Origin of the sequence: Frigoribacterium sp. Leaf415 (genome assembly GCF_001424645.1) — a bacterium.
Taxonomy (GTDB): Bacteria; Actinomycetota; Actinomycetes; order Actinomycetales; family Microbacteriaceae; genus Frigoribacterium.
In genome coordinates, this window is the sequence record NZ_LMQR01000001.1 from 999,794 (window position 1) to 1,018,523 (window position 18,730).

An 18,730-nucleotide genomic window follows, 5' to 3' on the forward strand; every position below is an offset into this window, starting at 1 on the left:
CACCTCAGAACCCGTAGGCCGCTTCACCGTCGCCGCTCTCCTTGCTCACGCGCCGGGCCAGGAACAGGCCCTCGAGCGCCAGCTCGATCGCCCCGGCGCGCCCGCCGTCGGTCGTCGCGCCGAGCCGTTCGGCGACGCGGTCGTAGAGGTCGTCCTCACCGAGAGAGGGCAAGCCGGCCAGGAAGTCCCGGGCGGTGACCTGCTCACCGGTGGTCACCATGACGCCCGACTCGAGGGCGTCGACGAGTGCGTCGAAGTCGAGCCCGCGGAAGTGGGCACGGACGGTCTCGGCGGTGGCCGTCCTCAGAAGGTGCTCGAGGACCTCCTCGGCCCGGTCCTCCTCGCCCGACTCGAACTCGATCTTGCCGCCGAGCACGTCGACGGCCGTCTCGAGGTCGATCGGGCGCGCGACGGCCTCGTCCTCGCCCTGCCGGGTCGCGCGGTGCAGCGCGGCGGCGGCGATCGTCTCGGCCCCGGCGATCGCGAACCGGGCGCTGACGCCGCTGCGCTGGTCGACCGAGGGCGACTCGCGGAGGGCGCGGGTGAAGCGGGCGAGGATCTCGACGAGGTGGTCGGGGACCTCGGCGACGAGGTCGGCCTCCTGGCGGACGACCGCGACCTCGTCGGCCAGCTCGGTCGGGTAGTGCGTCCGGATCTCGGCGCCGAAGCGGTCCTTGAGGGGCGTGATGATCCGACCACGGTTGGTGTAGTCCTCGGGGTTGGCGCTGGCCACGACGAGCACGTCGAGGGGCAGCCGCAGGACGTACCCGCGGATCTGGATGTCGCGCTCCTCCATCACGTTGAGCATCGCCACCTGGATGCGCTCGGCGAGGTCCGGCAACTCGTTGACCGCGACGATGCCGCGGTGGCCGCGGGGGATGAGCCCGAAGTGGATCGTCTCGGGGTCGCCCAGGCTGCGTCCCTCGGCCACGCGCATCGGGTCGACGTCGCCGATCAGGTCGGCGACGCTCGTGTCGGGCGTCGCGAGCTTCTCGACGTAGCGCTCGTCGCGCCCTCGCCAGGCCACCGGCAGGTCGTCGCCGAGGTCGGCGGCTCGACGGCGGCTCTCGCTCGTGATCGGCTCGAAGGGGTGCTCGCCCAGTTCGGACCCCTCGATGACCGGGGACCACTCGTCGAGCAGACCCGCCAGCGTCCGCAGCAGGCGGGTCTTGCCCTGACCGCGTTCACCCAACAGGACGATGTCGTGACCCGCGATCAACGCCCGCTCGAGCTGGGGGATGACCGTCGACCCGAAGCCGTGGAGTCCCGGCCAGGGGTCGCGACCCTCTCTCAGGGCGTCGAGCAGGTTGTCTCGGATCTCGGTGCGGAGGGGCTTCGGGACGTGGCCCGAGCGCCTGAGTTCGCCGACGGTTATCGCGGAGGGAGGCATCACCCCGGCGACGCTACGCTCCCGATCCGGACCTGGCGAGGGGCGCCTCCTGCGAGCTTGCCGAGACGTCGCGTGTGGACGACGACCGTCGCATGACGGTCAGCCCGTGGCGGCGCGGGCGGCGGCCTCGACGCGGTCGTGGTGTCGACGCCATCCGGCGGCGTCGCGGTCGGGCACGTTCGGGTCGGCGGGACCGTTGCCGAGGCCCCCGTCGATCAGCTCGCGGACGACGTCGGCGTGGCCGGCGTGCCGCGCGGTCTCGACGGTCAGGTGCACGAGGATCTGGTGCAGGGTGACGGCACGGCGGTCGGGTCCCCACCAGGGGACGTCGCCGGGCGCGTCCAGCGGCAACGCCCGGACGGTCTCGTCGGCGTGGGCGTTCGACCGCCGCATGAGGTCGACGACGAAGGCGCGGCTCTCGTCCGGAGTCGCCCACAGGTCGGCTTCGGGTTCGCTCTCGTCGGTCAGCCACGGCGTCTCGATGCCGCTCGGTCGCCCGAAGACGTCTCCGAGATAGCCGAGCTGCACGGTGGCGACGTGCTTGACCAACCCGAGCAGGTTCGTGCCGCTCGGCACCAGCGGGCGACGGACGTCGTACTCGGACAGCCCGTCGAGCTTGTGCACCAGGTCGTCGCGAGAGCGGGTCAGGTACCGGCTGAGGTGTTCTTCGTGGTCCATGCCGACACTCTGCCGTTCGCCGGGCTGAGCGTCCACTGCACCACCACCACTGCGGGGCCGGCTACTGCACCGCCGCGGTGAGACGCGCGACGTTGTCGAGCACCTGCAGGGGAGCGGGCCGGGTCAGCCAACCGTCCAGGGTGATCTCGTGCGACTTCGCGCGGTAGTCCGCCTCGATCTCGCGGACCTGGTCGACGAAGCCCGCTCCCCGCACCATGAGCGACACCTCGAAGTTCAGGCTGAACGACCGCATGTCCATGTTGCTCGACCCGATGACCGCCACGTCGTCGTCGACCGTGAAATGCTTCGAGTGCAGCACGATCGGCTTCTCATAGAGGAAGATGCGCACGCCTGCCCGCAGCAGCGTCTCGTAGTAGGAGCGCTGGGCGTGGTAAACGAGGAACTGGTCGGCGACCTCGCAGGCGAACAACTGCACGTCGACCCCGCGCTCGGCGGCCGTGGTGATGGCGTAGAGCATCGACTCGTCGGGCACGAAGTAGGGGCTCGCGATGATCAACCGTTCTTGCGCCCCGTAGACCAGGGCGTTGAAGAGCCGCAGGTTGTTCTCACCGTCGAACCCGGGCCCGCTCGGCACGACCTGGCACTCGTAGGCGTCGTCGCCCGTGCGGCGCTCGACGAGCGGCTCGGCCTCGGCGTCGGTGGGCAGCTCGTCGGTCTCGCTGTACCAGTCGGTGATGAAGAGGGCGTTGAGGCCGACCGCGGCGGGCCCGTCGACGCGCACCATGAGGTCCTTCCACTGCAGGCCCCGCCGGATGTTGCCTCGCTTGTTGTAGCTGGGGTCGGTCATGTTCTGCGAGCCGGTGAAGGCCACGTCGCCGTCGACCACCACGATCTTGCGGTGGTTGCGGAGGTCGGGTCGACGCCACATGCCCTTCGTGGGGTGGAACGGCAGCATCTCCTCGAAGCGGATGCCGGCGTCACGCAGCCAGGTGCGCGTGACGCGGCCCTGCGGGTTGCGGATGGTCGCCCAGTGATCGTAGAGCACGCGGACCTTGACCCCGCGGTCGTGGGCCCGCTTGAGGGCGTCGAAGAAGAGGAAGGTCGACTCGTCGCGGGTCAGGATGTAGAACTCGACGTGGACGTACCGCTCGGCCGCGTCGACCGCCTCGGTCATGGCCGCGATCGACCCGGCGTAGTCCGGCAGCAGCCGCGTCGTGTTGCCGGGGATCAGGGGCATGGCACCGAGCGTGCGGTTCAGCTGGACGACCGTGCCGAACCACGGCGGCTGGGTGTCGGTCGGCACGCGGTTGTCGAGACCCTGCGTGTTCTCGAGGATGAGCGAGTTGATCTCGCGCTGCTTGTCCCGGCGGTCCTTCGGCAGCTTCGTGCTGCCGAGCAGGCCGTAGAGCACGCTGCCCGGGATGGGGGCGACGAAGATCGCCATCAGCCAGGCCATGGCCGAGCTCGGTCGCCGGTTGCGCGGCACCACCGCCACCGACACGATCCTGATGAGGATGTCGACCACCAGGATCACGGTGGGGAAGGCCTTGAGGAGCTTGCGCCAGGTCATCCGCCGATCATCGCAGGTCGGGGCCTCACGAGGCCGCCCCCGTTCGCGCTGCCGGCCGGGCGCTCCCGTGGGCAGGTCAGCGGCCGCTGCCCGCGAGGCTCGCCGTCTCGCCCTCGGGAGCCGTCGCGAGGTAGCAGGTGACCTCGCGGTCGCCGGTGGCCCAGGTGTCCTCGGTCGGCGTGAAATAGCCGTAGTCGAGGGCCGAGTCCTCCCAGGTCGACCCGACGTAGTCGTCGAAGGCCTCGTAGCAGGCGTCGTCGCCGAGCCGCGCGACCTCGTCGTCACCGGGGAACGCGGCGTCGTCGAGGTTCGGCTCGGCGAAGACCTCGAAGTGGTGCACCTCGCCGCAGGCGGTCACGTCGACGAAGGTCTGCATGTCGTCGTCGACGCCGTTCGTCATGTCGAAGCAGTCCCCGGTGGTCAGCTCGCTCACGAGCTCGGACCCGGTCTCGACGATGCCACCCTCGCCGCCGTTGGCCTGGTAGAGGGCGAAGGACACCCCGCCGAAGGCGATGACGCCGACCGCGCCCAGCACGCCGAACAGCACGCCTCGCGACCGCTTCGGAGCCGGGACGCCCGCCACGGCACCGGGTGCGAACGCCTGCGGGGCCGGCCAGGCCGTGCCCAGCCGCGACTCGGGCGGGACCAGGGCGGCCCACCGCCGCACCACGGCCGCGGCCGCGTCGAGCACCACGGACGTCGTCTCGCCGACGCCGACGCCGAGGGGGTCACGGCGCCGCTGGTCGAGGGGCGTGGGCCCCGACGCGTCGATGCGCAGGGGCACCGCGAACCAATGCGCCCCGTCGTGGACGAGGTCGACGAACTCGGTGGCGCCCAGCCGGACGCGCAGCATCTCGGCGTGCCCGGCTCCCGGCACGTCGACGTCACCGGCCGGGTAGTCGCTGGGAAGGACGCGCATCTCGAGTGGCCCGAACCGCTGCACGAGCCCCTCGGCCACGACGGACACGGGTGTCGCCCCCGAGGGTCCCGCGGTCGTCGTCTGGTCGTCCGGTCGGTCCACGAGGTCCCCCTGCTGTTGCGCGCGCCGCATCCCGAGGCGGCCGTCGAGGGATGCTACCGGCACCCGGCGCGTCGACAGCAGCCCCCGTCGGCGGGGCAGGAGACGGGCGTGCCTCGGGGGCGCGAGCCGGCGGGGCCGGGCCGCACCGTGCCTCCTATGCTCGGGGGATGTCGTCCGGTCACCCGAGTCCGTCCCGCACCGACGTCGACCTGGTCGTCGTCGGCGGAGGCGCCATGGGCCTCGCGACGGCCTGGCAGGCTGCGTCGCGGGGGCACGAGGTCGTGCTCGTCGAGCGGTTCGAGCAGGGGCACCACCGGGGGGCCTCGCACGGCGCGACCCGCAACCTCAACGTCGCCTACGACGACGCCGACTACGTCGCCCTCGTGCAGGAGGCGCGGGTGCGGTGGGACGCGCTGGCCGACGAGACCGGCACCCCGCTCCTCGACCTCGTCGGGGTCGTCAACCACGGTCGCCCGGCGATGCTCCGGCGCATGCGGGCTCTGCACGTCGATGCGGGCGTCCCCAGCGAACTCGTCGCCGCCGAGGACGCGGGGGAGCGGTGGAGGGGCATCCGCTTCGAGACCGAGGTGCTGCACGTGCCCGGCAGCGGACGCATCCGGGCCGCCGACGCCCTGGCGGCCCTCGCCCGGGCGGCGACGGCCCACGGGGCGCGACTGCGCTGGTCGACGCCGGTCACGGGCCTGCACGTCGAAGGGCCCGAGCACGTCCGGGTCGTCACGGCCGACGACGAGATCGTCGCCCGGCGCGTGGTGGTGACGGCGGGTGCCTGGACCGAGGACGTCGTCGGCGGCCTCGTCCGTCTCCCTCGGCTCACCGTGACGCAGGAGCAACCCGCGCACTTCGCCGTGACCGACCCCGAGGCCGTGTGGCCGAGCTTCAACCATCGTCCCGATCCCGACCGTCCCGCCGAGTCGTGGTGGCCGAGCGTCGTCTACGGCATGCTCACGCCGGGCGAGGGCGTCAAGGCGGGCTGGCACGGGGCCGGCCCCGTCGTGCACCCCGACCGCCGGTCCTTCGAGCCCGAACCCGAGCAATTGGAGCAGCTGCGGCGCTACGCACGGGAGTGGCTGCCCGGCGTCGACGCCGAGACGGCGGACCCGATCAGCTGCACGTACACGACGACCGACGACGAGGACTTCGTGCTCGACCGGGTCGGTCCCGTCGTGGTGGGGGCGGGCTTCTCCGGACACGGCTTCAAGTTCACGCCGCTCGTGGGGTCGATCCTCGTCGACCTCGTCGAGGGCGGCGAGGCCCCCGCGCGGTTCCGCCGACTGGGTCGATCGTGACCCGCCCGGCCTCGACGACCCGCGGCACCGTGGCGGGCCAGCCCTTCGTGCGCCGGGGGAGCGGCGCGCCCACGATCCTGCTGCCCGGGGTCGGTCCGGGTCGCCACCACCCCTCGACCTGGGACCGCACCCTGCTGCGGCTCGAGACGGCGCCGCTCGTCCGCGAGGTCGACCTGTGGACGCTGGGCCGTCGCCGTGGGCTGCCCGAGGGCACCACGATGAGCGACCTCGCCGACGACGTGGCCCGGGCCGCGGCCGAGATAGGTGACGGGCCCATCGACGTGGTCGGCACCTCGACGGGCGGCAGCATCGCCTTGCAGCTGGCCGTCGACCACCCCGAGCTGGTGCGGCGACTGGTCCTCGTGTCGGCCGCCCACCGGCTGGGCGACGGCGGGCGCGAGGCCCAGCGGCGCACGGCCGAGCGCCTCCGGGCCGGCGACGCGCGAGGCGCCTCGGCCGCCATGCTCGGTCAGACGACCACCGGCGTCCCCGCCTCGAACGCCCTGCGGCGCCTCGGGCGCGTGGCGCACCACGTCGTCGTCGGCGACCGGCACGACGACCTGGTCGTGACGCTCGACGCCGAGGACTCGTTCGACGTGGGCGACCGCCTCGGCGAGGTCACCGCGCCGACGCTCGTCGTGGCCGGGGGCGCCGACGGCTTCTACCCGCTCGACCTCGTGGCACGCACCGTGGCCGGCCTGCCGGACGCGACGCTCGCCGTGCACCCCCGGTCGGGTCACCTCGGCCTGGGGTCGCGCGGGGTGGCGCGCGAGGTGCTCGCCCACTTGACCCGTGCCTCCTGACGCTCCGATCGCCGCGGACGCCGAGCGATCGGCCGGTCGGCTCGCAACGGGGAATGTGCCGGTCGGACCGGCGAGTCCGCCCGGCGTGAGACCGTTCGTCACCTACCATCCGAGCATGGCCGACAACGTGCAGACCGCGAGCGTCGGGGGCATCGCACCCCTCGACGACGACGTCACGTTCCACCGGCGCCGTGTGACGTTCGTCGCACCCCTCGACGACACCGTCCCCGAGCCCTCCGCTCGCCCGGACCAGCAGGAGCACCACCCCGTGAACCAGACCCTCGCCCCCGTGGTGCCCCAGGCCCCCGTCGACCAGGCCGACGTCACCCCCGAGCCCGCGACGACCCACGCACCCCGCCCCGTCTCGATCCCCTCGCACCGCGCCGACGTCGTCCTGGACGACGTCGTCCCCACCGAGGCCTTCGAGGCCCGCCCGGCGAGCGTGGCCCGCCACTCGGTCGACACCTCGGCGATCACGCTGCCGGTGCTCGCCGTGTCGGTGCCCGACGACCTGCCCCAGCCGCCCGAGCGGCTGACGCTCGACGACGAGGTGCTCGCCCGTCTGGTCGAGAAGCGCCTCGAGGACACCGCGACGATCGACCTGATGGCCGTCGTCCAGGCCCAGCTCGCCCTCCGCCAGGTCGAGGCCGCGCGCTTCGCCTCGTGGGAGGACGAGATCACCCGCGTGGGCACGGACGAGGCGGCCCGCGCACTCGAGGCCACGCGCCTCCGCTTCACCGGTGTCGTCCCCGTCGTGACCCCCGGGGCGATCCGCGAGGCCCGTCCCGTCGTCGAGGCCGGCCACGCGCCGGACGCCCCGCTCGCCCCCGGCTCGGACGGCGACCGCCCCACGGCCTCCGCCCCGACCTCGTCCCCCGTCGTCGTCCCGTCGACCAGCCCCCGGCCCCTCGTCCGCGACGCGGACGACGCGGGCGAGACGGCCGAGCCCGGCGACCAGCAGGCGGCAGTCGACGAGCAGGCACCGGTCGACGAGCAGGCACCGGTCGACGAGCAGGCCGCAGCCGACCAGGAGGCGCTGGTCGCGCCGACCACGTCGGCCCCCGCCACCCAGGCGGTCGCCTCCGCCCCCGTCCCGTCCCTCCTGCGCCGTCCCCTCGCGCTCGTGGTCGCCGCCACGGCCGCCCTGGTCGTCGTCGCGGCCGTCGTGCTGGCCTTCGTGCCGGCCCTCGCCGTCGCCTCGGCCGTCCTCGCGACCGTCGCCGTCCCCGTCGCGACCGGCCTCGTCGGCCTGACCGCGCTCGCGTCGGTCTCGACCCGCCCCGACGACGCGACGCGCGTCGCCCGCCGCGGTCCGATCGGCGTCGTGGCCGGTGTCGTCGTCGGCACCGTCCTGGGCTTCGGGCTGCTGCTGAGCGACCTGGGGTCGTTCGCCTGGCAGGGCTTCCTCGTCCGGGCCGTGGGCCTGACCGGCCTCTCGACGTCGGTCTCGGTCGTCGTCGCCCTGCTCGGCGCCGCGGTCGTGGCGTTCATCGTCGCGGTGATGATCACGGGGTTCCGCTCGACGGCTCGCGACTAGGCTGTCGAGGTGTCCACCCTCGCCTCGGTCAATTCCGTCATCGAACGTCTCTGGCCTCTCGCGGGCGCCTCGTCGTGGGATTCTCCCGGCCTGGTCGTCGGTGACCCCGACCAGCCCGTGACCCACGTGCACCTCGCGGTCGACGCCGTGCTCGACACCGTCGACGAGGCCGTCGGCATGGGGGCCGACCTGCTGCTCGTCCACCACCCCCTGTTGTTCCACGGCGTCTCGACGGTCGCCGAAGACACCACCAAGGGCGCCGTCGTCGCGCGGCTCGTCCGGGCCGGGTGCGGCCTCGTCGCCGCCCACACCAACGCCGACGTCGTCGAGACCGGCACGTCGCGCGTGCTCGCCCACCAGCTCGGCCTCGTCGAGCAGCGCCCGATCACCCCGGGCACGACCGAGGGCACGGGCCTCGGCATCGTCGGCCGTCTGCCGCACGCGATGACCCTCGTGGCCCTCGCCCGCCAGCTCGGCGACGTCCTGCCTCCGACCGCGTCCGGCGTGCGCGTGGCCGGTGACGCCGATCGCGTCGTCGAGACGGTCGCCCTCTGCGCCGGTGCCGGCGACTCGCTGCTGGCCGACCCGGCGGTGCTCGCCGCCGACGTGTACGTGACGAGCGACCTGCGCCACCACCCCGCCTCCGACGCCCGCGAGCTCACGAGGCTCGGCCGCGGCCCCGCCCTCGTCGACGTGTCGCACTGGGCCGCCGAGTGGCTCTGGCTCGACACGGCGGCCGAACAGCTCCGCCGCGAGCTGCACGACGTCGAGGTCACCCTCAGCGACCTGCGCACCGACCCGTGGGACTTCGCCGTCGTGCAGTGAGCACCCCGAGCCGTCCCGGCGACGACGGCACGTGGCGAACCGCGAGACCTCGCGACCCGCGCCTCCTCGTCGCCCCGTCCCCGCCTCCCCCCGACCCCGAGAAGAGTCCCCATGCCCCTGATGAAAGCCAGCTACGAGCACCAGGCCCTGCTGCTCGACCTGCAGCAACTCGACACTGCACTGCGCCAGATCGCGCACAAGGGCGCCAACCTGCCCGAGATCGCCGTCCTCGCGTCGCTCGAGGGCGACGGCTCGCGCCTGCGCAGCCGGCTCGCGACCGAGCAGGGCGCCTGGGAGGACGCGCAGAGCGAGCTCAAGCGCATCGAGTCCGACGTCGCCGTCGTCGAGGCGCGCGTCGCCCGTGACGAGCAGCGCATCGCGTCGTCGTCGTCCACGAAGGACGTCGCCGCCCTCGAGGGTGAGCTCGCCGCCCTCGCCAAGCGTCGCTCCGACCTGGAAGACCTCGAGCTCGAGGTGATGGAGCGCGTCGAGAGCCTGGGCGCCGTCGCCGCGGTGACGCAGGGCGAGCTCGACCAGCTCGACACCCGCCGCGTCGACGCCGAGACCGGGCGCGACGCCAAGCTCGCCGAGCTCGAGGCCGATCGGGCCGAGGTCGTCGCCAACCGCGAGACGATCGCGGCGACGGTGCCCGCCGACCTGCTGGCCCTCTACGAACGTCAGCGCGACCGCTACGGCGTGGGTGCGTCCCTGCTGCGCGGCGGCGTGTCGAGCGCCAGTGGCGTGGCCCTGACGGGCAGCGACCTGGCGGCCGTGCGTGCCGCGGCCGAGGACGACGTCGTGCTCTGCCCCGACAGCAACGCCGTCCTCGTCCGCACCTACGAGTCGGGCATCTGACCCCTGCCGGTGCCCTGCTCGCCCCACGGCACCACGGGCGGGCGCCGCACCGCTAGGCTCGGTGTCGCGAATGGGTCGACAAGACGGTCGCGTCGGCGGGTGCAGATCCGCCGCCGAGGAACGTCCGGGCTCCACAGAGCAGGGCGGTGGGTAACACCCACCCGGGGCAACCCGCGAGAAAGTGCAACAGAGAGCAGACCGCCACGGGTCGCACCTTCGGGTGCGACACGGGGTAAGGGTGAAACGGCGGTGTAAGAGACCACCAGCGGCTCGGGTGACCGGCCGGCTATGTAAACCTCGCCCGGAGCAAGGTCAAAGAGGGGACGTCGAGGCTGCTCGCCGAGTCCCCGGGTAGACCGCTGGAGAGCTGCGGCAACGTAGTTCCGAGAGAGATGGCCGTCCATGGTGCTTCGGCACCGGGACAGAACCCGGCGTACCAGTCGGCCCATTCGCCTCATACGAGACAGACCCCGGGTGAGGAGGCGCGCCTCCTGACCCGGGGTCTTCTCGCGTCGGTCGTGCCTCGCCTCAGAACGCCGGGTTCGATTCGGCGGCCAGGGCGGCGGCACCCATGATGCCGGCGTTGTTGCGGAGCTTCGCGGGGACGATCTCGGCCCGCAGGTCGAGCAGCGGCAGGAACTCGTCGTGGTGCTTCGAGACGCCGCCGCCGACGATGATCAGGCGCGGGTAGAGCAGCGCCTCGAGGTGCGAGTAGTACTTCTGCAGGCGCTTGGCCCAGTGCTTCCAGCTGAGGTCGTCGCGCTCTTTCGCCGCGAACGAGGCCTTGGTCTCGTAGTCCTTGCCACCGATCTCGAGGTGCCCGAGCTCGGCGTTGACGATGAGCACGCCGTCGTTGATCAGGGCGGTGCCGATGCCCGTGCCGAGCGTCGTCATGATGACGAGGCCCTTCACGTCCTTCGCGGCCCCGAAGCGCGTCTCGGCGTAGCCGGCGGCGTCGGCGTCGTTGACGAAGTGGATGCCCCGGCCGAGCGTGGTCTCGAAGAGCTTCTCGGCCTCGAAGCCGATCCACTTCTTCGACACGTTGGCGGCCGAGAGGGTCTTGCCGTCCATGATGGCGGCCGGGAAGCAGACGCCGACCGGCACCGAGGCGTCGTCGAGGCCGAGTTCGTCGACGATCTGCTGGACGACCGCGACGATGGCGTCCGGCTCGCCGCCCTCGGGGGTGCTCTTCTTGATGCGGTCCGAGAGGAGTTCGCCGCTGTCGAGGTCGACGATCGCCCCCTTGATGCCTGTGCCGCCGATGTCGATTCCCACTGCGGTGCGTGCCATGGGTGGTCCTTTCTCAGGAGAGCGTGAGGATGTCGGCACCGCGTTCGGTGACGACCAGGGTGTGCTCGAACTGGGCCGTGAGGCTCTTGTCGCGGGTGGTGACGGTCCAGTCGTCGTCCCAGACGTCGGCGTCGATGCCGCCGAGGGTCAACATGGGCTCGATGGTGAACACCATGCCGACCTCGATGACGTCGTCGTACTGCGGGGCGTCGTAGTGGGGGATGATCAGGCCCGAGTGGAAGGCGCGTCCGACGCCGTGCCCGGTGTAGTCGCGGACGACGCCGAGGCCGAAGCGCTTGGCGTACGACTCGATGGCCCGACCGATCACGTTGACCTGGCGGCCCGGGGCGACGGCCTTGATGCCGCGGCGCAGCGCCTCGCGCGTGCGGTCGACGAGCTCGACGGTCTCGGGGGCGGCCTCGCCGACGACGAAGGTGCGGTTGAGGTCGCCGTGCACGCCGTTCTTGAAGGCGGTGATGTCGATGTTGATCAGGTCGCCGTCGACGAGGACGGTGTCGTCGGGGATGCCGTGGCAGATGACCTCGTTCACCGAGGTGCAGACCGACTTGGGGTAGCCGCGGTACCCCAGGGTCGAGGGGTAGGCGTCGTGCGCGACGACGAACTCGTGGGCGACGCGGTCGAGTTCGTCGGTGGTCACGCCGGGGCGGAGGGCGGCCTCGACCGCGTCGATGGCCTGCGAGGCGATGCGACCGCTCTCGCGGATGAGTTCGACGGTCTCGGCGTCGTACACGTCGCCGTCGGTGTACTCGGCGGGGGCGGCCTTGCCGACGTACTCGGGTCGGGTGATCGACGGGGGGACCGGACGCTGCGCTGAGATCCGGCCCGGGGTCAAGAATCCGTGGGAGTCCCGGGGCATACGATCAAGCTTAGGGGGAGCGCGACGGGCTCGCGTTCTCCACAGCCGCACCGAGAGGACGACACCATGGCCGAGTTCTGGTTCAACACGAAGACGCACGAGGTCGAAGAGGGCAAGGTCTCGCCGGCCGTCGACCGGGCGGGGCCCTACGCCACGCGCGACGAGGCGGCCCGGGCGATCGAGACCATCAAGGCCCGCAACGCCGCCCTCGACGCCGAAGAGGCCGCGAACGACTGACCGGATCGAGCGCCCCGTCGGCGGATCGCCGACGGGGCGCTCGGGCGTCAGACCGTCGTCGGTCGGTAGGTGATCGGAAGGCGGCGGTCGCGGCCGAAGGCCATGCCCGAGATCTTGGGGCCGATCGCCCCCTGGCGGCGCTTCCACTCGGACCGGTCGACCAGCTTCGTGATCTCGGCCACCGTGTCGGCGTCGTAGCCGAGCGCGACGACGTCGGCCGCGCCGAGCGCGTTCGTGATGTAGCCCTCGAGGATGCCGTCGAGCACCTCGTACGGCGGCAGCGAGTCCTCGTCCTTCTGGTCCGGCCGCAGCTCGGCCGACGGCGGCTTCGTGATCGAGTTCTCGGGGATCGGCGCGGTCTCGTCGATCGACTCGGCGTAGGCGTTGCGCCACCGGGCGAGCTCCCAGACCATCGTCTTGGGGACGTCCTTGATCGGTGCGAAGCCGCCGACCGAGTCGCCGTAGATCGTCGAGTAGCCCACGGCCAGCTCGGTCTTGTTGCCGGTGGTCAGCACGAGGTGGCCGTGCAGGTTCGACAAGCCCATCAGCACGAGCGCCCGGGCGCGGGCCTGCACGTTCTCGGCGGCGAGGCCCGTGAGGTGCAACTGGTCCTCGAACGGCGCGACGAGGTCGGCGATCGGCTCGGTCGAGTACCGCACGCCGATCCGCTCGGCGACGTCGTCGGCGTCGCTGCGGCTGTGATCACTCGACCACCGGCTCGGCATCGACACGCCGTACACGGCGTCGGCCCCGATGGCGTCGGCGGCGATCGCCGCGCACACGGCCGAGTCGATGCCACCCGAGAGGCCGAGGATCACGCTGCGGAACCCGTTCTTCCGCACGTAGTCGCGGGTGCCGAGCACCAGGGCGTTCCAGAGCTGCTGCCGATCGTCGGGCAGCTCGGCGACGTCGCGTTCGATCGTGGACGAGGAGGCGCGGTCCGCGTCGGACCCGGAGCCCCCGGCACCGCCGCCTGTCGCCTCGGTCGCCTCGGTCGCCGCCTCGAGCTCGACGCGGCGGATGCCCTCGGGCAGCTCGGTGTCCGTGGCCGGCTCGGGGTCGAGGTCGACGACCAGCAGGTGCTCGTCGAACTGCGGGGCCCGGGCCAGGATCGTCCCGTCGCCGTCGACCACCACGCTGTCGCCGTCGAAGACCAGGTCGTCCTGACCGCCGACGATGTTGACGTAGGCCACCAGGGTGTCGTTCTCGACGGCCCGGCGCGTGACGAGCGGGAGGCGCACCTCGTCCTTGTCGCGGACGAACGGGCTCGCGTTGATCACGAGGAGCAGACCCGCGTCGGCGTGCAGGACGCGCTCGACCGGGCCGCCGTCGCGCCAGAGGTCCTCACAGATCACGAGGGCGACGTCGACGCCGGCCACGCGGACGACGAGCAGCTCGTCACCGGGGATGAACACGCGGTACTCGTCGAAGACCGAGTAGTTCGGCAGGTGGTACTTGGCGGTGGTCGTCACGACACGCCCGCCCTGCAGGACGCTCGCGCAGTTCTTCGCGATGGCCGTGGGGGCGTTGCTCGTGCCCAGCAGGCGGGGCTCGAAGGGGCCGTCGGCATGGCCGACCACGACCGGCAGGTCACCCAGGCCTTCGGCTTGCAGGGTCTCGGCCAGGACCTCGACGGCGTGCCGGCTGGCCTGCAAGAAACTCGGCCGGCTGGCGAGGTCTTCGATCGGATAGCCCGTGACGCTCATCTCGCCCGCGGCGAGCAGGTCGGCACCGGCGGCACGGGCCCGACGGGCCGCCTCGACGATCTGGGCGGAGTTGCCGGCGAGGTCGCCGACGACGGGGTTGGTCTGCGCGAGCGCCAAGCGGAGTCGGGGCATGTCCACTACCGTAGTGGCGGAGCAGAAAGGCCGTGGCATGGACAAACAGAGGGACTTCGTCCTCCGCACGATCGAAGAGCGCGGCATCAAGTTCATCCGCCTCTGGTTCACCGACGTGATCGGCACCCTCAAGTCCGTCGCCATCGCCCCGGCCGAGGTCGAGGGGGCCTTCGCCGAGGGCATCGGCTTCGACGGCTCGGCCATCGAGGGCCTGACTCGGTCGTACGAGGCCGACGTGCTCGCGCAGCCCGACCCGACGACCTTCCAGATCCTGCCCTGGCGGGGCGAGATCGATCCGACCGCCCGCATGTTCTGCGACATCACGACCCCCGACGGCCAGCCCGCCGTCGCCGATCCGCGCAACGTGCTGAAGCGCACCCTGGCCCGGGCCGGCGAGCGCGGCTTCACCTTCTACACGCACCCCGAGGTCGAGTTCTACCTGCTGAAGAGCGCCCAGCTCGGCGCCGACGGCCCCCAGCCGGTCGACTCGGCCGGCTACTTCGACAACGTCCCCGGCGGCACCGCCCACGACTTCCGTCGCCGCTCGGTCCGCATGCTCGAAGACCTGGGCATCTCGGTCGAGTTCAGCCACCACGAGGCGGGGCCCGGTCAGAACGAGATCGACCTGCGTTACGCCGACGCGTTGACGACGGCCGACAACATCATGACCTTCCGCACGGTCATCAAAGAGGTCGCCATCGAGCAGGGCGTCTTCGCCTCGTTCATGCCCAAACCGTTCAGCCAGCACCCCGGCTCCGGCATGCACACGCACATGTCGCTGTTCGAGGGCGACTCCAACGCCTTCTACGAAGCGGGCGCCGAGTACCAGCTCTCGACCATCGGTCGTCAGTTCATCGCCGGCCTGCTCAAGCACGCCCCCGAGATCACGGCCGTGACGAACCAGTTCGTCAACAGCTACAAGCGTCTCTGGGGCGGCGACGAGGCACCGAGCTTCGTGACCTGGGGTCACAACAACCGCTCGGCACTCGTGCGCGTCCCGCTCTACAAGCCGAACAAGGGCAACTCGAGCCGCGTCGAGTACCGCGCCATCGACTCCGCCGCGAACCCGTACCTGGCCTTCTCGCTGATGCTGGCGGCGGGCCTCAAGGGCATCGAAGAGGGCTACGAACTGCCGGCCGAGGCAGAGGACAACGTCTGGGGCCTGAGCGACGCCGAGCGTCGCGCCCTGGGTTACCGTCAGCTGCCCGCCAGCCTCGACCACGCCCTGTCGATCATGGAGAACAGCGAACTCGTCGCCGAGACGCTGGGCGAGCAGGTCTTCAACTACGTGCTGCTCAACAAGCGACAAGAGTGGAAAGAGTACCGGGCACAGGTCACGCCGTTCGAGCTGCGCTCGAACCTCGAGATCCTCTAGCCGACCGGCCGCCCCGCCCTCATGCCCCGATCCGCGACCGGTCTCTCCGAGCTGGCGCGGCTCGGGTTCTCCGACCTCGGTGCGGGACGCGACCGGCTCGACCGCCTCGTCGCCGAGGTGCCCCAGGTGCGCGACCTCGTGCCGTGGTTCGCCACGGTGGCCGACCCGGACGCGGCCCTGGTGCACCTCGAGCGGTCGGTCGAGCGTGATCGTGCCGGCGTGGTCGAGTTGCTCGACGGCGAGGCCGGCCCGCGCCTCCTGAGGGTCCTCGGTGCGTCCGAGGGGCTCGCCGACTTCGTCTCGCGTCGCCCCGCCGAGGCGACCGTCCTGCTCGAGCCCCTGGGCGAGCCACCGTCGGCCACGACGTACCGAGACGACGTCCGTCGGGCGGCCGACGGGCTGACCGGCGACGAGGCCCGCGTCGCGCTGCGGGTCCGGTACCGACGCCACCTGCTGCAGCTGGCGTCGTACGACCTCGAGGCCGACGACCCCGTCGAGGTCCTGCCCCGGGTGGCCGCCGCCCTCGCCGACCTCGCGGGCGCCGCCCTCGACGCCGCCGTCGACGTCGCCCGACGCGAGGTCCCGTTCCCCGCCGCCGACGTCGAGCGCACCCGTCTGGCCGTCATCGGCATGGGCAAGGCCGGGGCCCGCGAACTGAACTACCTCAGCGACGTCGACGTGGTCTACGTCGCCGAGGGGGTCGACGGGCTCGAGAACGGGCGGGCCGTCGAGATCGGCAGCCGTCTCGCCATGCACGCCGCCCGGGCGATCTCCGACCTCGCCGTCGAACCCGACCTCTGGGAGGTCGACGCGAACCTCCGCCCCGAGGGCAAGGACGGCGCCCTGGTCCGGACGCTCGAGTCGCACGTCGCCTACTACGAGCGCTGGGCGAAGGGGTGGGAGTTCCAGGCCCTGCTGAAGGCGCGGCCCCTGGCCGGCGACGTCGACCTCGGCGAGCGCTACGTCGCCGCCGTCGCCCCGTTCGTCTGGTCGGCCGCCTCGCGCGAGAACTTCGTCGAGTCGGTCCAGGCCATGCGCGAACGGGTCACGGCCCTGATCCCCGTCGGCGAGGTCGACCGCCAGCTCAAGCTGGGTCCCGGCGGGCTGCGCGACATCGAGTTCACCATCCAGCTGCTGCAGCTGGTGCACGGGCAGGCCGACGAACGGGTGCACCAGCGCTCCACGCTCGACGCGCTCGGCGCCCTGGCCGCGCGGGGGTACGTCGGACGTGCCGAGGCCGCCGAGTTCGACCGCGACTACCGCGTGCTGCGGTTGCTCGAGCACCGCATCCAGCTGACGCGACTGCGGCGCACGCACCTCATGCCCACCGACGAGAACGCGCTCAGGGTCCTCGCCCGCGGCACCGGTCTCGCGCCGGGTGCGGCACAGCTCGTCGACCTGTGGCAGGGGGTCAAGCGTCGGGTCCGCACGTTGCACGTGCGCCTGTTCTACCGTCCGCTCCTCTCGGCCGTCGCGGCCCGTCCCGAAGAGGACCTCGCGCTCAGTTCCGACCAGGCGACGGCACGCCTCGCGGCCATCGGCTTCGCCGATCCGAAGGGCGCGCTCGGCCACATCGCGGCCCTGACGGCCGGTGTCTCGCGTCGGGCGAGCATCCAACGCCACCTGCTGCCCGCGATGCTGCAGTGGTTCGCCGACGGCACCGACCCCGACCTCGGCCTGCTCGCCTTCCGGCGCCTGAGCGACGGCCTGGGCGAGTCGTACTGGTTCCTCCGCATGCTGCGCGACTCGTCCGGGGCCGCCCACCGGCTGACGACCGTCCTGTCGTCGTCGACCTTCGCGGCCGACCTCCTCGAGCGCATCCCCGAGGCCGCGGCCTGGCTCGAGAACGACGCCGAGCTCCGGGCCCGCCCCCTCTCGAGCCTCCTCGACGAGACGGCCGCCACCCTCGCGCGACATCGCTCGCCCGATGCGGCGGCCACCGTCCTGCGCCAGGCGCGGCGCCGCGAGATCCTGCGACTCGCCGTCGGCGGCATCCTGGGCATCCTCGACATCGACACCCTCGCCCGGGGCCTGACCGCGGTGACGACGGCGTCGGTGACCGGGGCGTTGGCCCTGGCCCGCCGGGACGCCGGCGATCTCGAGTTCGCCGTGATCGCCATGGGGCGGTACGGGGGAGAAGAGCTCGGGTTCGGCTCGGACGCCGACGTGCTCTACGTCTACCGGGCTCCCGAGGGCGACGAGACGGCGCACCGTCGCGCCCTCACCGTGGCCGCCGAGATGAGCCGCCTCACCTCGGACGCCCTCGTGCCGTTCGACCTCGACACCGGCCTGCGTCCCGAGGGGAAGAACGGGCCGGTGGTGCGCTCGTTGTCCTCGTACCGTGCCTACTACGCGCGCTGGTCGCTCACCTGGGAGGCCCAGTCGTTGCTGCGCGCGCGACCCGTGGCCGGCGACCAGGCCCTCCTCGACGACTTCATGGTCGTCGCCGACTCGGTCCGGTACCCCGCCGAGCTGACCGAGCAGCAGGTCCGCGAGGTCAAGCGCATCAAGGCCCGGGTCGAGTCCGAGCGCCTGCCGAAGGGGGCCGAGCCCTCGCGCCACCTGAAACTCGGACGCGGGTCGCTCAGCGACGTCGAGTGGTTCGTCCAACTGCTCCAACTCCAGCACGGGGTCGACGTGCCCGGCCTCCGGACGCCGTCGACGCTCGACGCCCTCGCCGCGGCCGTGGACGCGGGCCTGGTCGCCGACGACGACGCGCGGCGGCTGCACGACGCCTGGATCATGGCGTCGAGGGCGCGGTCGGCGGTCACCCTCTGGACCTCCCGGACGCAGGACGTGCTGCCGCGGGACCGACGCCAACTCGAGGGTGTTGCACGCTTGATGGAGTACCCCCCGGGCTCCGCCACCACCCTCGAAGAGGACTACCTCGCCGCCACCCGCCGCTCGCGCGCCGTGTTCGAGCGCGAGTTCTACGGCATCGACGAGGCACCCGAACCACTCGGCTGATCGTCCCCGGGCCGTGCGACACGCCCGAGGTGCCGCGAGACCCCACGATCCTCGTGAGTCGATGTGGCCCTCTTTACGTGTACCCCATTTTACCTGCTTGTACCCTTCGCCACATGTCCATCACGTTTCGGGCAGATGACCCGCGTGTGGGGGGCGGCCAGGTCGAGAGCCCCGTCGGGAAACGTTGCCCATCGGGCAA

General features: G+C 72.1%; 15 protein-coding genes and 1 other RNA gene. 9 read left to right on the plus strand and 7 right to left on the minus strand.

The features are described 5' to 3' along the window. Positions 1 to 4 precede the first annotated feature (4 nt). From ASG28_RS04610 to ASG28_RS04625, 4 genes are all read right to left on the minus strand, one after another. Positions 5 to 1,390, minus strand: coding sequence for a hypothetical protein (locus tag ASG28_RS04610; RefSeq protein ID WP_055972527.1), 1,386 nt, complete (start codon positions 1,388 to 1,390; stop codon positions 5 to 7). A 99-nt stretch (positions 1,391 to 1,489) separates the two neighbouring features. Further along, complete coding sequence (locus tag ASG28_RS04615) at positions 1,490 to 2,068, minus strand: DinB family protein (protein WP_055972529.1); 579 nt, start codon at positions 2,066 to 2,068, stop codon at positions 1,490 to 1,492. A gap of 61 nt (positions 2,069 to 2,129) precedes the next feature. Further along, on the minus strand, positions 2,130 to 3,599 hold the full coding sequence (cls, locus tag ASG28_RS04620) for a cardiolipin synthase (RefSeq protein ID WP_055972532.1): 1,470 nt from the start codon (positions 3,597 to 3,599) through the stop codon (positions 2,130 to 2,132). A 76-nt stretch (positions 3,600 to 3,675) separates the two neighbouring features. Continuing rightward, on the minus strand, positions 3,676 to 4,620 hold the full coding sequence (locus tag ASG28_RS04625; protein WP_162235700.1) for a septum formation family protein: 945 nt from the start codon (positions 4,618 to 4,620) through the stop codon (positions 3,676 to 3,678). A 167-nt stretch (positions 4,621 to 4,787) separates the two neighbouring features. On the opposite strand from ASG28_RS04625, the gene ASG28_RS04630 reads away from it, so the two are divergent. The 6 genes from ASG28_RS04630 to rnpB all read left to right on the plus strand — a co-directional run bounded on the left by ASG28_RS04630 (position 4,788) and on the right by rnpB (position 10,399). Continuing rightward, positions 4,788 to 5,927 carry an FAD-dependent oxidoreductase gene (locus ASG28_RS04630; RefSeq protein WP_055972540.1) on the plus strand — a complete coding sequence of 380 codons (1,140 nt, stop codon included), beginning with the start codon at positions 4,788 to 4,790 and terminating at the stop codon, positions 5,925 to 5,927. After that, positions 5,924 to 6,730, plus strand: coding sequence for an alpha/beta fold hydrolase (locus ASG28_RS04635; RefSeq protein WP_055972544.1), 807 nt, complete (start codon positions 5,924 to 5,926; stop codon positions 6,728 to 6,730). The genes ASG28_RS04630 and ASG28_RS04635 overlap by 4 nt, the downstream gene beginning before the upstream one ends. 115 nt (positions 6,731 to 6,845) lie before the next feature. After that, entirely contained in the window at positions 6,846 to 8,267 is a 1,422-nt protein-coding gene (locus tag ASG28_RS04640; RefSeq protein ID WP_055972549.1) for a hypothetical protein, read from the plus strand. A gap of 9 nt (positions 8,268 to 8,276) precedes the next feature. Further along, positions 8,277 to 9,092 carry a Nif3-like dinuclear metal center hexameric protein gene (locus tag ASG28_RS04645; protein WP_055972553.1) on the plus strand — a complete coding sequence of 272 codons (816 nt, stop codon included), beginning with the start codon at positions 8,277 to 8,279 and terminating at the stop codon, positions 9,090 to 9,092. A gap of 111 nt (positions 9,093 to 9,203) precedes the next feature. Continuing rightward, positions 9,204 to 9,947 carry a zinc ribbon domain-containing protein gene (locus ASG28_RS04650; RefSeq protein WP_177174732.1) on the plus strand — a complete coding sequence of 248 codons (744 nt, stop codon included), beginning with the start codon at positions 9,204 to 9,206 and terminating at the stop codon, positions 9,945 to 9,947. A 71-nt stretch (positions 9,948 to 10,018) separates the two neighbouring features. Next, an RNA gene (gene rnpB, locus ASG28_RS14655) (RNase P RNA component class A) lies at positions 10,019 to 10,399 on the plus strand. Between the two features lie 76 nt (positions 10,400 to 10,475). Here the strand turns inward: rnpB and ppgK are convergent. Together ppgK and map are read right to left on the minus strand one after the other, a co-directional pair. Beyond that, positions 10,476 to 11,237, minus strand: coding sequence for a polyphosphate--glucose phosphotransferase (ppgK, locus tag ASG28_RS04655; protein WP_054146000.1), 762 nt, complete (start codon positions 11,235 to 11,237; stop codon positions 10,476 to 10,478). Positions 11,238 to 11,250: 13 nt separating this feature from the next. Then, entirely contained in the window at positions 11,251 to 12,114 is an 864-nt protein-coding gene (map, locus tag ASG28_RS04660; RefSeq protein ID WP_055972556.1) for a type I methionyl aminopeptidase, read from the minus strand. Positions 12,115 to 12,180: 66 nt separating this feature from the next. Here map and ASG28_RS16355 point away from each other — a divergent pair, with 66 nt between their 5' ends. After that, positions 12,181 to 12,351: an SPOR domain-containing protein gene (locus ASG28_RS16355; RefSeq protein ID WP_123570143.1), complete on the plus strand. Its 171-nt coding sequence runs from the start codon at positions 12,181 to 12,183 to the stop codon at positions 12,349 to 12,351. Between the two features lie 47 nt (positions 12,352 to 12,398). Here ASG28_RS16355 and ASG28_RS04665 read toward each other — a convergent pair whose 3' ends face one another. Continuing rightward, positions 12,399 to 14,189, minus strand: a complete 1,791-nt coding sequence (locus tag ASG28_RS04665) for an NAD+ synthase (RefSeq protein ID WP_055972559.1) — start codon at positions 14,187 to 14,189, stop codon at positions 12,399 to 12,401. A 37-nt stretch (positions 14,190 to 14,226) separates the two neighbouring features. Here ASG28_RS04665 and ASG28_RS04670 point away from each other — a divergent pair, with 37 nt between their 5' ends. After that, entirely contained in the window at positions 14,227 to 15,564 is a 1,338-nt protein-coding gene (locus ASG28_RS04670) for a glutamine synthetase family protein (protein WP_043592660.1), read from the plus strand. 21 nt (positions 15,565 to 15,585) lie between these two features. Further along, positions 15,586 to 18,531: a bifunctional [glutamine synthetase] adenylyltransferase/[glutamine synthetase]-adenylyl-L-tyrosine phosphorylase gene (locus ASG28_RS04675; protein WP_055972561.1), complete on the plus strand. Its 2,946-nt coding sequence runs from the start codon at positions 15,586 to 15,588 to the stop codon at positions 18,529 to 18,531. Positions 18,532 to 18,730: the final 199 nt, after the last annotated feature.